This is a genomic window from Micromonospora sp. NPDC005173 (genome assembly GCF_040608515.1).
Classification (GTDB): domain Bacteria; phylum Actinomycetota; class Actinomycetes; order Mycobacteriales; family Micromonosporaceae; genus Micromonospora.
Map to the genome: position 1 here is coordinate 18800 of NZ_JBEXIK010000030.1, position 14383 is coordinate 33182.

The 14383-nt window shown below is 70.7% G+C and carries 12 protein-coding genes and 1 pseudogene; 6 read left to right on the plus strand and 7 right to left on the minus strand.

What is annotated here, in order from left to right; translation table 11 throughout:
- Window positions 1-78: 78 nt before the first annotated feature.
- Complete coding sequence (locus ABZV00_RS26450) at window positions 79-1683, minus strand: PucR family transcriptional regulator (protein WP_355610609.1); 1605 nt, start codon at window positions 1681-1683, stop codon at window positions 79-81.
- Between the two features lie 124 nt (window positions 1684-1807).
- Between ABZV00_RS26450 and ABZV00_RS26455 the strand changes: the two genes are divergently transcribed.
- Window positions 1808-3097, plus strand: a complete 1290-nt coding sequence (locus ABZV00_RS26455; protein WP_355610612.1) for an aspartate aminotransferase family protein — start codon at window positions 1808-1810, stop codon at window positions 3095-3097.
- Window positions 3094-4584 carry a CoA-acylating methylmalonate-semialdehyde dehydrogenase gene (locus ABZV00_RS26460; protein WP_355610615.1) on the plus strand — a complete coding sequence of 497 codons (1491 nt, stop codon included), beginning with the start codon at window positions 3094-3096 and terminating at the stop codon, window positions 4582-4584. The genes ABZV00_RS26455 and ABZV00_RS26460 overlap by 4 nt, the downstream gene beginning before the upstream one ends.
- Window positions 4585-4631: 47 nt before the next feature.
- Here ABZV00_RS26460 and ABZV00_RS26465 read toward each other — a convergent pair whose 3' ends face one another.
- Window positions 4632-4958, minus strand: a complete 327-nt coding sequence (locus tag ABZV00_RS26465) for a DUF4326 domain-containing protein (RefSeq protein ID WP_355610618.1) — start codon at window positions 4956-4958, stop codon at window positions 4632-4634.
- An 83-nt stretch (window positions 4959-5041) separates the two neighbouring features.
- Between ABZV00_RS26465 and ABZV00_RS26470 the strand changes: the two genes are divergently transcribed.
- Window positions 5042-6232, plus strand: a complete 1191-nt coding sequence (locus tag ABZV00_RS26470; protein WP_355610621.1) for an MFS transporter — start codon at window positions 5042-5044, stop codon at window positions 6230-6232.
- A gap of 111 nt (window positions 6233-6343) precedes the next feature.
- On the opposite strand, the gene ABZV00_RS26475 is transcribed toward ABZV00_RS26470, so the two are convergent.
- A complete protein-coding gene (locus tag ABZV00_RS26475) occupies window positions 6344-7972 on the minus strand; it encodes an isovaleryl-CoA dehydrogenase (RefSeq protein WP_355610624.1) in 1629 nt (542 codons plus the stop codon).
- Window positions 7969-8568, minus strand: coding sequence for a TetR/AcrR family transcriptional regulator (locus ABZV00_RS26480; RefSeq protein ID WP_354967408.1), 600 nt, complete (start codon window positions 8566-8568; stop codon window positions 7969-7971). Before ABZV00_RS26480 ends, ABZV00_RS26475 begins: the two co-directional genes overlap by 4 nt.
- Before the next feature lie 452 nt (window positions 8569-9020).
- Here ABZV00_RS26480 and ABZV00_RS26485 point away from each other — a divergent pair, with 452 nt between their 5' ends.
- Complete coding sequence (locus tag ABZV00_RS26485) at window positions 9021-10967, plus strand: beta-propeller domain-containing protein (RefSeq protein ID WP_355610627.1); 1947 nt, start codon at window positions 9021-9023, stop codon at window positions 10965-10967.
- Between the two features lie 135 nt (window positions 10968-11102).
- Window positions 11103-11453, plus strand: a complete 351-nt coding sequence (locus ABZV00_RS26490; protein WP_355610630.1) for a hypothetical protein — start codon at window positions 11103-11105, stop codon at window positions 11451-11453.
- 102 nt (window positions 11454-11555) lie between these two features.
- On the opposite strand, the gene ABZV00_RS26495 is transcribed toward ABZV00_RS26490, so the two are convergent.
- Together ABZV00_RS26495 and ABZV00_RS26500 are read right to left on the minus strand one after the other, a co-directional pair.
- A complete protein-coding gene (locus ABZV00_RS26495; RefSeq protein ID WP_355610633.1) occupies window positions 11556-12491 on the minus strand; it encodes an NAD(P)-dependent oxidoreductase in 936 nt (311 codons plus the stop codon).
- 9 nt (window positions 12492-12500) lie between these two features.
- Window positions 12501-13238, minus strand: a complete 738-nt coding sequence (locus ABZV00_RS26500; protein ID WP_355610737.1) for a VOC family protein — start codon at window positions 13236-13238, stop codon at window positions 12501-12503.
- A 121-nt stretch (window positions 13239-13359) separates the two neighbouring features.
- On the opposite strand from ABZV00_RS26500, the pseudogene ABZV00_RS26505 reads away from it, so the two are divergent.
- Window positions 13360-13470: pseudogene (locus ABZV00_RS26505) on the plus strand (IS5/IS1182 family transposase); the annotation flags it as partial.
- A gap of 140 nt (window positions 13471-13610) precedes the next feature.
- Here ABZV00_RS26505 and ABZV00_RS26510 read toward each other — a convergent pair.
- A complete protein-coding gene (locus ABZV00_RS26510; protein ID WP_355610636.1) occupies window positions 13611-14354 on the minus strand; it encodes a hypothetical protein in 744 nt (247 codons plus the stop codon).
- Window positions 14355-14383 lie beyond the last annotated feature (29 nt).

The following is a 14383-nucleotide window of genomic DNA, read 5'->3' on the forward strand; positions in this document are numbered from 1 at the left end:
TGTCCACGGGCATGCCCGCACGGAGCTGTCAATCGCCAGGGTGGATGGATTCGGGCCTTCTGCCGGACCCTTGACCCGTCACGCGTCGTCGAGTTCGTGCACCAGCAGCGCCACGTACAACGACAACATCGACTCCGGGTCCTCCAGCGACACCCCGAGCACCTGCGCGATCCGCGACAGCTGCTGGTAGTAGGCCGTACGTGACAGGTGCGCGGCACCGGCCGCCGCCGACTTGTTCCCGCCCTGCTCGCAGAAGCAGCGCAGCAGCTCCACGAGCCGGCTGCCCTGGCTGTCATCGCGCGCCAACAGGGGCCCGAGCTCCCGGTGAGCGAAGGCCCGGACACGCTCGTCCTCGCGCAGCAGGTGCAGCAGGCCACGCAGTCGCACGTCGTCCAGCCGGTGGTAGACCTGGGCGCCGGGGGAGCGTAGCGCGGCACCGGCGACGTGTGCGGCCTCGCCAAGACTGCGCCGCACATCGGACACCTGCGACACCGTCGTGCCGACGGCCACCACCACGGCACTGGCCGCCGAGCGGTGAACTTCTCTGGCCAACCGCCGCAGGATCGTATCGACCTCCGCCTGCGCTGGCAACGACAACAACGCGCGCACGCTGGTGTCGTCCACGACGCCCACCAACGCCGGCACACTCACCCGTCGCGCGGCCAACGCGGTGGCCTCCGCGAGGTCCCGCAACACCTCCTGCGTGGCCAGTGCGGGGGCGCGCGGCGTGATGCTCCCCGGTCGGATCGCCACCCCGACCAGTTTCCGCCGCTCCAGCGCAACGCCCAACGCGGCCGCCCGGGTGCTCAGATCAGGAGGAGGCAGGGCCTGGCCGAGCAGTTGCGCGAGCAACATCCGGTGCGTCTGCCGCTCCAGGCTCTCCCGATCCCGCGCCACGAGCCGGTGCACCGCCAGTGCCGACGCGGCCCGCTCCGCGACCACCACGTGACGGTGCGGGGGAGGGGCTGGCGAGAGCAGAACCAGCCGTCCCCAGTCGGCGCCCTGCGCGCCGACCGCGGTGATCAGCCAGCCGGCTTCCTCGTCGTAGGCGGTCCGTTGGGACACCGCCACGGACCGGGATCGCTGGCCCCAGTCGGTCAGCAGCTCGATCGGGTCCTGCCCGGCCGCGTCGTACGCGAGCACGTCGTGCCCCAGCGTCTCCAGGACGACCGGCAGCCCGGAGATCCTCGCGACCTCGCGCAACACCTCGGCTGGCTCCGCCCCGGCGACCGTGAGCGCGGTGAACGTCTCGTGCACCTGCTCAGCCGCCCGCAGCTCGGCGAGCTGCGCGTCCACGATCAACGCCACGACCGCCTCGGTGACGGACACGAACTGGGTCTCCCGCGCCAGCGTGATCAATGGAAGCCTGTGTCGTTCCGCAGCCGCCACCAGCGCGTCCGGCACGTGGTCGCTCCAGCGCCGGACCAACTCCACCACGAGCCCCGCCACGCCGACCGCGGCCAGGTCGTCCACGTACGCCGTCAGTGCCGTTTCCTCGTCCGGCAGCGCGATGCCGGTGGTCAGCACGAGCTCGCCGCCGCGCAGCAGATGAGCGATGTCGGCGACCTCCGCCGCATGAACCCATCGGACGGGCCGCTGCATGCCGGCGGACCCCGCGACGACGCGTGGCCGACCGCGCCGGATCACGGGCAGCGCCACCGCTTCTGCGACCGTCGGGTACATGCCGCCTCCCCTGCGCGGTTGCACACAACGTAGCGCCATCGATGCCGACCCGTACAGGTTGTCGGTGGCGGCGACCACCGAAGTCTCGAGACACTCGGCTGAGCTACGAGATACGGAGGACGCGATGGCGCATCGGGAGTTGCTGCATCGACACCGGTCCGTGCTGCCGAAGTGGCTTGCCCTCTATTACGAGGAGCCGATTGAGATCGCCAGCGCGCACGGTCGCCGGGTGACCGATCGCGAGGGCCGCACGTACCTCGACTTCTTCGGCGGCATTCTCACCAACTCGGTCGGCTACGACGTGGCCGAGATCAGCGACGCGGTCCGCTCGCAGCTCGACACCGGCGTGCTGCACTCCTCGACGCTGTACCTGATCGAGTCGCAGGTCGAGCTCGCCGAGAAGATCGCGCACCTGTCCGGGATCCCGGACGCGAAGGTGTTCTTCACGAACTCGGGTACGGAGGCCAACGAGACCGCGTTGATGCTCGCCACGCAGTACCGCCGCAGCGGGCAGGTGCTCGCGCTGCGCAACTCGTACCACGGGCGGGCGTTCGCCACCGTCGCGATCACCGGCATCCGCGGCTGGTCGGCCAGTGAGCTCAGCCCGATCAAGGTGAGCTGGGTACACGGTGGCTACCGGTACCGCAGCCCCTTCAAGGACCTGTCGGACGCCGATTACGTCAAGGCGTGCGTCGCCGACCTGCGCGAAGTGATCGAGACCGCGACCGCCGGCGACGTGGCGTGCATGATCGTCGAGCCGATCCAGGGCGTGGGCGGTTTCGCCTCCCCGCCCGACGGCCTGTTCCGCGAGTTCAAGAAGGTGCTCGACGAGTACGGCATCCTGCTCGTCTCCGACGAGGTCCAGACCGGTTGGGGCCGTACCGGCGAGCACTTCTGGGGCATCCAGGCGCACGACGTCGTGCCGGACGCGATGACCTTCGCCAAAGGACTCGGCAATGGTCTGGCGATCGGCGGCGTCGTCGCGCGCGCGGAACTCATGGACTGCCTGCAGGCCAACTCGATCTCCACCTTCGGTGGCAACCCGATCTCCACCGCGGGGGCCCTTGCCACCCTCAACTACCTCCTCGACCACGACCTGCAGGCGAACGCCGCAAAGCTGGGAAACCGCCTGATCCATGGCCTTCGCTCGGTCGCCGCGACGCATCCGGTGGTCGGCGACGTACGCGGCAAGGGTCTGATGCTCGCCGTCGAGCTCGTCGGCCCGGCCGGCGAACCCAACCCCGCGGCCGCAACCGCCCTGCTGGAGGAAGCGCGCAGTCGCGGACTGCTGGTCGGCAAGGGCGGCCTGCACGGCAACGTGATCCGGCTGGCGCCGCCGATGACGCTCACCGAGGACGAGGCCGACGAGGCGCTGGGCATCCTCGCCGAGGCAATTGAGGCGGTGTCGGCATGAGGATCACGCACTGGATCGGCGGCAAGGCATGGACCGGCATCGCCCAGCGCACGGGTGACGTGTACGACCCCGCGACGGGTCAGGTCGGCGGGCAGGTCGATTTCGCCAGCGCCTCGGACGTCGACGAGGCGGTCACCGCCGCCCGCGAAGCCTTCTCCCGGTGGCGCAACGCCTCCCTCGCCCAACGCGCGAACGTGATGTTCGCGTTCCGCGAACTGCTCAACGCCCGCAAGTCCGACCTCGCCGAGATCATCACCGCCGAGCACGGCAAGGTGCTCTCCGACGCGGCGGGCGAGATACAGCGTGCGCTGGAGGCGGTGGAGTTCGCCTGCGGCATCCCGCAGTTACTCAAGGGCGGGTTCAGCGAGAACGCCTCGACCAAGGTGGACGTGTACTCGATCCAGCAGCCGCTCGGCGTGGTCGGGGTGATCTCCCCGTTCAACTTCCCGGCGATGGTGCCGCTGTGGTTCGTGCCCAACGCCATCGCCTGCGGCAACACCGTGGTGCTGAAGCCGAGCGAGAAGGACCCCTCCGCGGCGAACTTCCTGGCGGAGCTCTTCGCCGAGGCCGGGCTACCGGATGGCGTGTTCAACGTCGTGCACGGCGACAAGGAGGCGGTCGACCGGATCCTCGAGCATCCGCAGGTCAAGGCGGTCTCGTTCGTCGGGTCGACGCCGATCGCCCGGTACGTCTACGAAACCGGAACGCGCAGCGGCAAGCGGGTGCAGGCGCTCGGCGGCGCGAAGAACCACATGGTCGTGCTGCCCGACGCCGACCTCGACCTCGCCGCGGACGCCGCCGTCTCGGCCGGTTTCGGCTCGGCCGGTGAGCGCTGCATGGCGATCTCCGTCGTCGTGGCGGTGGATCCGGTCGGCGATGAGCTGGTCGGCAAGATCAGCGAGCGGATCGCCGGAGTGCATGTCGGCGACGGTCGCCGCCCAGGCTGCGAGATGGGACCTTTGGTCACCGGGGCGCACCGCGACAGGGTGCGGTCATATCTGGACGCCGGCCGGTCCGCGGGCGCGAAGCTGGTGCTCGACGGACGCGGTCAATCGATCGACGGTGACGACGCCGGCTTCTGGCTGGGGCCGACACTCTTCGACCACGTCGACGTGGACATGTCCCTCTACACGGACGAGATCTTCGGTCCGGTGCTCTCGGTGGTGCGGGTCCCCAGCTACGACGCGGCGGTCGAAATGGTGAACGCCAACCCGTACGGCAACGGCACCGCCATCTTCACCAACGACGGCGGCGCCGCACGGCGGTACCAGAATGAAATCGAGGTCGGCATGGTCGGCGTCAACGTGGCGATCCCGGTTCCGGTCTCGTACTACTCGTTCGGGGGTTGGAAGGACTCACTGTTCGGTGACTCCCACGCGTACGGGCCGCACGGCGTGCACTTTTTCACCAGGGCCAAGGTGGTCACCAGCAGGTGGCTCGATCCGTCCCACGGCGGCGTGAACCTCGGCTTCCCACAGAACAGCTGAGCAGCTCGTCGGCAGACCACGTCGACCAGACAGCTCCGCCGGGCCTCCTACCGGAGGCTCGACGCCGGCGGCGAGTCGGCGAGTTCCGCGATCACCTCGGCGTGACAGCGCTCCGGCGCACACCAGCAGCCGAGCCTGCGCCCGCGCACTTCCGGCAGGAGGGCGAGGAGTTCGGGGCTGTCGAGCAGGTACGCGCGGTACTTCTCGACGACCTCGTCCCGGGTGCCGTCCGGGCCGGGGCGGTACGGGCTGGACAACGGGGAGCGCGGGAGCTGCCAGCCGCCGCGATACATGGCGCGCCCGACGTAGACCACGTCGGCGTACGCCGGGTCCTCGCGGTGGCCCTTCAAATTGACGACTGTGGTTGCCTGCATGGCTCGGCTCCTCGGTTTTCCCCGGCAATCGGTAGTCGGGCGATCCACGCCCGGCCAGCTTGCCGGTAGGCCAGACTGCACGGGTGAGAGTCACCGCGCTCACCATCAGGTGGACGCCGTGGCGGTTCGTGTCCGCCTTCGGTGTTGTCAGCCTGCTGTCGGACGTGGTGTACGAGGGCGCCCGGTCGGTCATCGGCCCCTATCTGGCCACCTTCGGCGCATCCGCGACCGTCGTCGGGCTGGTCACCGGCGCTGGCGAGGCGACCGCCCTGGCCGGGCGGCTGGCCACCGGACCCCTCGCGGACCGGACCCGCGCCTACTGGTCCCTCGTCCTGGTCGGCTATGCCGTGACCATGGTCGCCGTGCCCGCTCTCGGGCTGACCACCGCACTGTGGCTGGCTGCGGCGCTGTTCGTCGCGGAGCGCGCCGGCAAGGCCATCCGCGGCCCGGCGAGGGATGTCATGCTCTCGCATGCCGCTGCGGCAGTCGGCCGCGGCAAGGGCTTCGCCGTCCATGAGGCGCTCGACCAGGCCGGCGGCGTGGCGGGGCCGCTGCTGGTCGCCGCCGTACTGGCCGCGACCGCCCACAACTACCGGCCCGCGTTCCTCGCCTTGGCCGTACCCGCCGTGGCGGCGATGCTCCTGCTGCTGTGGCTACGCGCCGGCGTGCGCGACCCGCGTCGCTTCGAACCGGGCCCTCGACCCGGCGCGCCGCCCGCCCCGCCGGGCGGCCGGCTACCCCGCGTGTTCTGGACCTATCTGGCGTTCACGGCAGTGACCACGGCCGGCTACGCCACCTTCGGGGTGCTCAGCTTCCACCTCGCCACCCGGCACGTCGTACCCGTGGCGGTGGTCCCGGTCGTGTACGCCGCCGCGATGGGCGTCGACGCGCTCGCCGCGCTGGCCTCCGGGTGGCTGTACGACCGGGCCGGCGTCCGGGTACTGGCCGCCGTACCCGTGCTGACCGCTCTGATCCCGCTGGCGGCCTTCACCACCACCCCGGCGACCGCGGTCGCCGGGGTCCTGGCCTGGGGCGCCGTGCTCGGCATCCAGGAATCCACCATGCGTGCGACCATCGCCGACATCGTCCCCGCTGCTCGGCGGGGCACCGCCTACGGCATCTTCGCCGCCGGGTTGGGCGGGGCGACCCTGGTCGGTGGGCTGCTCACCGGCGCCCTCTACGACTACTCGATCACGGCGTTGATCGTCACCGTGGCCGGCATCCAGGCCGTCGCCCTGGCCCTGTTCCTTGCCATCGTTCGACCGGCGACCTGACGCTGGGTCCCGAGAGCCGGCGGCGGACGTCCGGCTGACCAGCCGGCACCCCGCCGCGTCTGGTATGGCCGACACCGGTCCGGACGGTGATGGCCACCGGGGAGCTTTCTGTCAGCTCACCTTCGGGGTGGCGTGGGAGATGATCGCGGCGAAGTCGACGCCGGTCGGTAGGGTGCCGTACGCTTGGCCGTGGTCGCCGCCGAGCCGGGACGTGCAGAAGGCGTCGGCGACGGCGGGGTGGCCGTGCCGCACCAGAAGCGAGCCCTGCAGCACCAGGGCGAGCCGCTCGACGACGCGCCGCGCCCGCAGTTCGAGGTCGTCGAGGTCGGACAGGTCGGCCTGCACCTGGCGGACCGCGGCGTCGAGCCGTGCGTCGGTGCCGGCAGCGGCGCTCACCTCGGCCTGGAACGCCTCCATGACCTGGGGTTCCTTGACGAGAACACGCAGGACGTCCAGGGCGGCGACGTTGCCGGAGCCCTCCCAGATCGAGTTCAGCGGCGACTCGCGGAACAGCCGCGGCATGCCGGACTCCTCGACGTAGCCGTTGCCGCCCAGGCATTCGAGGGCCTCCGCGGCGTGTGCCGGCCAGCGCTTGCAGACCCAGTACTTGCCGACGGCGAGGGCGAGCCGTTTGAACGCGGTCTCGCTGGCGTCGCCGCGCGCGGATCGGTCGGTCGCTCCGGCGAGGCGCATCATGAGAATGGTGGCGGCCTCGGACTCGACCGCGAGGTCGGCGAGCACGTTGCGCATCAGTGGCTGGTCGATGAGGTACCGGCCGAAGGTCTGCCGGTGGGTGGCGTGGTGGGCGGCGGTGATCAAGCCTTGGCGCATCCCGGCCGCCGCGCCGATGACGCAGTCGAGGCGGGTCAGGTTGACCATGTCGATGATCGTGCGCACGCCACGGCCCTCGTCTCCGACGCGCCAGGCGACCGCCTGCTCGTATTCGACCTCCGCCGAGGCGTTGGACCGGTTGCCGAGCTTGTCCTTCAGGCGCATCAGCCGCATCGGGTTGCGGGTGCCGTCGGGAAGGACACGCGGGACGAGGAAGCAGGTGAATCCGTCCGGTGCCTGGGCGAGGGTGAGGAAGATGTCGCACATCGGCGCCGACGTGAACCACTTGTGCCCGACGAGCCGGTAGGTTCCGTCCGGCTCAGGGCGGGCGGTGGTGGTGTTGGCGCGCACGTCCGAGCCGCCCTGCTTCTCCGTCATCGACATGCCCGCCAGCAGCCCCTGCTTGGCCAGCGGCGGACGCAGCCCGAAGTCGTACGTCGTGGCGGTGAGCAGCGGCTCGTACCGCGCGGCCAGCTCCGGGTTGTGCCGCAGCGCCGGCACTGCTGCGTAGGTCATCGAGATCGGGCAGCCGTGGCCGGCGTCGGGCCGCCACGTGTAGAACTTGGCGGCCCGGGCCACGTGTGCGCCCGGGCGGGCGTCCGCCCACGGTGCGGCGTGCAGGCCGTGCGTGACCGCGGTGCGCATCAGCTCGTGCCAGGCGGGGTGGAACTCGACCTCGTCGATCCGATGGCCGGAGCGGTCGTGGGTGCGCAGGGTCGGCGGATGCTCGTTGGCCAGCCGCCCGTACTCGATGGCCTGCTCGGCGCCGCCCAGGCGGCCGAGCTCGTGCAGCTCGGCGGCGGCCCAGCCGGCGCCCTCCCGCTCGAGCCCGTCGAGCAGTGCCGGGTCGTCCGCCGCGTCGTAGCCAGCGAGCGGGGGAACTTGGTTGAAGACCTCGTGTGTCGTCACGGCGATACTCCCAGCGCGCGGTGGATGAAGGCGATCAGGGCGGGGATGGTCTCCGGGCCGGCGACCCCGGCGGCCAGCGGACCGACCATGGCCTCGGCCAGGGCGCCGACCAGCGCGGTCGCGGTCAGCTCCGGATCTTGCGGGGGCAGTTCACCGCTCGCCACACCGGCCGCGACGTACCCGGCGATCAGTTCGGCGTACGCGCGGCGGAAGACGAGCCGCTCGGCGTCGACCGCGGGGTCGACCGGCTCGGCGAGCAGGGCGTACGCCAACCGTGGGGACTGCAGGGCGCGGCCGGAGAACGTCTCGACGACGGCGGCCATCTGCTCGGCGGCGGAGGTCTCCAGCGCTGCGGCGCGCGCGACCGCGTCCACCTCGCGCTGGGAGGCCGTGCGGAACACCTCGGCGAACAGGTCGGCCTTGGTCGGGAAGTGGCGGTAGACGCTGCCGGTCGCCACGCCGGCCCGCTCGGCGACGGCGGCGACCGAGCAGCCGGCGTACCCGTGCTCGGCCATGATTCCCAGTGCCGCGGCGATGATCCGTTCCCGGGAGGCGCTCAGCCGAGCCTTCACCCGCTCGGTGCTTCGGTACGCCACGCAAGGATTGAACCATCATTCAATCCTTGGCGACAAGGTGTCGTGTCGGCCCGGCCGGCCTCGCCGGGCCGTGTCGGTGGTGCGACCGGAAGCGGTAGCCGGGGTGATCCAGGCCCGGCCACCTTGCCGGTGGACCAGACTGCATGGGTGAAAATCACCGCGCTCACAATCAGGTGGACGCCGTGGCCGTTCGTGACCGCGTTCGGTGTGGCCGGACGGCTATCTGATCGAGCTCGGTCAGGGCACCGGGATCCTTGCCGAGATGGGTCGCGCCGCCTCCGCCTGAGCGACCGACACCCGCACCCCCGGTCGATTACTCGGCGCGGGGTCTGCATGCTGGGAACCCAGCCCGGGGCAGCCACGTCGTAGGGGGCATGACGGGTAGCAGCGCCCACGTGTCCCATCCAACGGCCGCCATCGGCGTCCCCCGAGTCATGACTCCAGCTCGCGTCATGGGACTGGCCCTGGTCGCCGGCCTGGCGCTGGTCACCGGCTGTACGGCGGAGCCGGTCCCCGTGCCGCCACGTGACCGGCAAGTGCCGGCCGGCGGGTTCCGGCTCGTCGCGTTCGACTCCTGCCCGGAGGCGCTGCGGCAGCTGAAGACGGCCGCCAGGGCGTACGTCGGGCCGTGGGGGTTCGGGCCGAACGGGGACATGCGTACCTTCGGCCGCGCCGAACAGGCTGCGGCTCCCGCCGCGGCGGGGTCGGCGGATGCGGCGTCCAAAGCTGCCGCCCCCGGCTACTCGGGCACCAACACGCACGAGGCCGGCGCCGACGAACCGGACCTGGTCAAGACCGACGGCAAGCGGATCGTCACGGTGCAGCACGGCAAGCTGTACGTGGTCGACCCGGCCACCCGCCGGCTGACCGGAGAGCTGGAACTGGCACCGGGTGCCGATCAGTTCGGCGGGGCCGAAGACGGCCTGCTGCTGCACGGTGACCGGGCGCTGGTGCTGCGCCGCGACGGGTGGGCCGGGATGGCGAAATCGGCCGTCCCCGGGGGAGGCGGGCGCGTCGCAGACGCCCCGATGCCGGAGGGCATCGTCGGCCCTCAGCTGATCATGGTCGACCTGTCCGGCGAGCCGAAGGTCATCGGCGAATACCGGATCGACGGCAATCTGGTGGACGCCCGCCAGGTCGGCACGACGGTCCGGGTCGTGGTCCGCTCCGCGCCCCGGCTGAACTTCCCGTACCGGGAACGGGCCACAGATGGGCAGCGCACCGCCGCCAACCGCGAGATCATCGACAACGCCACCGCCGACGACTGGTTGCCCCGGTACGAGGTCACCTCCGGCGGCCGGACCAGCGCCGGACGGGTCGGCTGCGAACGGGTGAGCCGGCCGGCCGCCTACTCCGGCACATCGCTGGTCACCGTGCTCAGCTTCGACCTCGGTACGACCACGCTCGGTGCTGGCGACCCGGTCACCGTGATCGCCGACGGCGACACCGTCTACAGCAACGGACCACGGCTGTACGTCGCCAACGACCAGCGCTGGCGGGTGCTGCCGATGCTGACCGCGCGGAACATCGCACCCGATCCCAGGGACGAGACCACCGAGATCTATCAGTTCGACATCTCGGGCGCCGGTGCCCCGCGGTACGTCGCCGCCGCGTCCGTCCCGGGCTGGCTCATCAACCAGTACGCCATGTCCGAGTGGGACGGGCATCTGAGGGTGGCCACCACCAGTGGCCGTACCTGGGGCAACAAGCCGAACTCGACGTCCAGCGTGTACGTCCTGCGCGCCGACGGCACGGCGCTGACCCAGGTCGGCAAGGTCACCGGACTGGGCAAGGGGGAACGGATATACGCGGTACGGTTCGTCGGCGGCACCGGGTACGTCGTCACCTTCCGGCAGACCGACCCGCTCTACACCGTCGATCTGCGTGATCCGGGGGCGCCGAAGGTGAGCGGCGAACTGAAGATCAACGGGTATTCGGCGTACCTGCACCCGGCCGGCGACGGACGGCTGCTCGGCGTCGGGCAGGAGGCGTCCGACCAGGGCCGTGTCCAAGGCACCCAGCTCTCACTCTTCGACGTCTCCGATCCGGCCAAGCCGACCCGGATCGCCCAGCATCACGTCAAGCAGGGGCACTCCGAGGCGGAGTTCGACCCGCATGCGTTCCTCTACTGGCCGGCCGAACGCCTGGTCGTGGTCCCACTGACCGTCCACGGCACGGGCATGCCGAGCAACGTGGCGCTGACCCTGCGAGCCGGCGACGGCGGGTTCACCGAGGTCGGCGCGGTCGACCACACGCTGGGCACGGGGCGTCTCGAGGGTATGACGACGATCCGCCGGTCACTGGTGGTCGACGGAGTGCTCTGGACCGTCTCCGCCGCTGGCCTCAAGGCGACCAGCCTCTCCACCATGAAGACCCTCGACTGGCTGCGTACGGTGTGAACGGCATGGTGGTGGTGTCCGGGGTGGCCCGCCGTGGGTGGGCGTGGCGATTGCCCGCCGCGCACCGCCCTGGCGTCCGCACCGACCACGAGTGATCGGGCCCGTGGTGATCAGGCGGCGGGTAACGTGAACGCCGTGGAGGATCTCGGTGCGAAGGTCTCGTACCTTGCGCTCGCTGTCGGCACCCGGGTCTACGACGTCGAATCGGCACCCGTCGGCGTGGTCGAGCACGTGCTCGCCGACGAACGGGACGACATCTTCCACGGCGTCATCGTGGCCCCGCCGAAGCCGTACCGGTCCCACCGCTTCGCTTACCGGGAGCAGATCGCCGACCTGTACGAGCGGGGGGTCGTGCTGTCGGTGCCCGGTGCCGAAATGCACGAGCCGGGCGAGGACACGCCGGCCAGAGAGGTCGAGGCCGCGGGTGACGACCCAGTGCAGGTGGGCCTCCGCCGCGCCTGGGAGTGGCTGAGTCGACCACGCTGAACCTGGCGGCCAGTTCACACCAGGTGAACGATGATCGGCCGGTGGAGGCAGGCGAGGAAGAGTTCAACGGTCGCCTGACGGGCCTGCCGCACGGCCCAGGTCTCAGGCTGATCGGGCAGTGTCGGTGATGTGCGCGATTACGGCCGAGTAGTCCTGGTCGCCAAGGCCGGCCTCCTGGGCTGACGCGACCCACTGCCGTGCGGCCACCGCGACTGGCAGTTCGACGCCTGCCGACTCGGCGGCCGACACGACCAGATCGGCGTCCTTACGGGCGAGTGACAGCGCGAACCGGAGCGGGAATTGACCGGACTCGACTGCTGGTCGTCGCCGATCCGCTTGCGCGCCGACGGGAGTCGCGGACAAGACCTCAAACGCTGTGTCACGCGGCAGTTCAAGCCCATCCGCGAGGGCGAGCGCCTCACCGAGAACAGCGAGCACTCCGAAGAGGGTCGAATTGGCTACCAGTTTGGCCGCCGCGCCGGCACCGAGCGGTCCGACATGCATCGGCGAGCCAAGCGCGCCCAACACCGGCATCCACCGTTGGGCGAGCGGCTCCGGCCCACCGACGAAGATCCGCAGCGAACCCGACTCGGCCTCCGAGACGCTGCCCAGCACCGGCGCATCGAGCAGGCCAACACCATCCGGCAGTTGCGCGGCCAACCATCGCACCGCGGACGGCCCGACCGTGGACATCTCAGCGAGCGTCGTCGAAGCGGTAGCACCGGCGAGGATGCCCTGCGGGCCCTCGACCACCTCTTGCAGCGCGGCCGGGCCGGACAGCATGGTGATGACCAAATCCGCCCGGCGGGCAGCCTCTGCCGGACTGCCGGCAGCGACCGCGCCACGCGCCACCAGATCGCTGGCCCTCTGCGGCGTGCGGTTCCAGACAACGAGGTCATGGCCGGCATCGAGCAACCGGTGGGCCATCCGGCTACCCATTCCACCCAGACCGATCACAGCGACCGTGGCCATGGCGCCATCCTGCCAATGTCGCCCGCGCAATGCCGCACCAAGCGCCGGCTCGTCCACATCCACCATCAGCTCCGGTCAGCTTGGGGTGAGGAGGCAGAACTCGTTGCCTTCCGGGTCGGCGAGGACCTTCCACGGGACATCGTTTTGACCTAGGTCGATGGCGGTGGCGCCGAGAGTCCGCAGTCTGGTCGCCTCGGCCTCTAGGTCGTCACCCGGGTATGGGCGGACGTCGAGATGGACGCGGTTCCACACGGTCTTCACGTCGGGTGTGCGGATGAACTGCAGATATGGGCCAACGCTCTTTGCGGAACGCAGTACCGCGTTGTGGTCGGTCACCTCGTGCAGGGTCCAGTCCATGGCCTTGGCCCAGAAGCGGGCCATGGCTCGCGGATCCGCGCAGTCGACCACTACCGCGGCGATCGGTCCGGTGTCTCGGTAGAGCGGTCGGGGGTCCAGCACGCAGAACTCGTTGCCCTCTGGGTCGGCCATGACCGTCCATGGCACGTCGCCCTGGCCTATGTCAGCGGGTGTTGCGCCGAGATCCTTCAGGCGCGTGACCACCTCCGCCTGATGGGCCGCCGAGGTGGTGGCGAGGTCGACGTGCACGCGGTTCTTCACCGTCTTGGGTTCCGGGGAGACGACGAGGTCAAGGCAGACGGCGACGGGGTCGGGGTAGACGAAGCCCTCGGGTTCGAGGTTGGTCACGCCGGGTCCCTCGCTGGAGACCCCCCAGCCGAGCGCCTTCGCCCAGAAACCGCCCAGCGCGGTTTCATCGCGAGCCTTCATGTTGATCTGAACAAGTCGCGTTGCCATGCCGACGATGCTAGGGCCCGTCGAGTCGGCGGTGGTGCCCGAACTGGAGTGATCGTTCGGCGTGTCGAAGATCGGCATATGGCGAGGTCTCCGAAAGCTGGTTCATGCCCCGTGCCGCGACGTGCAGGCCGAACCACCCGGCGGTGTCAGCGTCGAGCCGGCCGACCACGCGCTCGGCCGCTCCCGCGGTGGGTTGACCACGAAGCTGCACCTGGGCTGCGAGCAAGGCCAGTCCGCCCACATGTCGGCCCTCCCCAGGGACATCGGCGGCCATCATCGCCGGGAGCGTCGCCACGTTACCAACCGGTGGCGCTCCGTGTCGTTCCCGACCTCACCGGAGCCGAGCTACACGCCGACAACATCGTGATCCTTCTAGCGGAGGTCCGCGCAGGTCCGCTCGTGCGGCAGCAGCGGCCGGACCACCAGGCGTACCCGGTGTCCCTCGGCCTGCCATCGGGTCTCGCCGCGCGCCGCGCCGGCCTCGGCCAGCAGCGGCGCCAGCGGCGCGCCGTCGACCACGTGGCAGGGCCGCTGGGGTGCGCCGTCCATCGCGGACAGGGGCACGTCCAGCGGCCAGGGCCGTACGTCGGAGTCGTTCTCGGAATCGGCCACCACCAGCACCGCCGCCCGCTGCGGCAGGTACACGCCGGCGTCGACGCCGGAGGCCGCAGCGGCCTTGGCGAACGCGATCACCTCGCCACGGTCACCGCCCTCGTCCGGCGACGGCTGCGTCACCGTCGTCTCGTACGTGCCGCCGGTCGTGGCCAAGCGCACGGTGAGCAGGGCCGCGTCGGTGACGTCCTGCGGATAGTCGCGCTCCGTGAAGAGGCCCGCGTCGTCCGCCCGTCGGAACAGCGCGTCGATCTGTGCCGCCGAGAGCGTCCGGCGATGGCCCGTCAGCAGCGCACCCCGGTCGTCACCTCGGGTCACGGCGGTGCCGTCGCCATAGAGCGTGAGCGCCGGCAGCGCCCACTGCTCGGCGGCGGGGGCGAAACCGCCGTGCCGGTCGACCTCGGCGATCACGGTGTCCGCGCCGGTCGGTGGCCGGGCTGCCGGTCGGTCACCGCAGGCAGTGAGGAGGAGGACCGCGCAGAGCAGCAGACGTCGGGTCATCACCGTTGGACGCTCCATCTGCCGGTACGGGT

Coding starts and splice junctions, on each gene's coding strand:
- ABZV00_RS26450 (WP_355610609.1), bottom strand. CDS start 1,683: ATGTACCCGACGGTCGCAGAAGCGGTGGCGCTGCCCGTGATCCGGCGC.
- ABZV00_RS26455 (WP_355610612.1), top strand. CDS start 1,808: ATGGCGCATCGGGAGTTGCTGCATCGACACCGGTCCGTGCTGCCGAAG.
- ABZV00_RS26460 (WP_355610615.1), top strand. CDS start 3,094: ATGAGGATCACGCACTGGATCGGCGGCAAGGCATGGACCGGCATCGCC.
- ABZV00_RS26465 (WP_355610618.1), bottom strand. CDS start 4,958: ATGCAGGCAACCACAGTCGTCAATTTGAAGGGCCACCGCGAGGACCCG.
- ABZV00_RS26485 (WP_355610627.1), top strand. CDS start 9,021: ATGGGACTGGCCCTGGTCGCCGGCCTGGCGCTGGTCACCGGCTGTACG.
- ABZV00_RS26495 (WP_355610633.1), bottom strand. CDS start 12,491: ATGGTGGATGTGGACGAGCCGGCGCTTGGTGCGGCATTGCGCGGGCGA.
- ABZV00_RS26500 (WP_355610737.1), bottom strand. CDS start 13,238: ATGGCAACGCGACTTGTTCAGATCAACATGAAGGCTCGCGATGAAACC.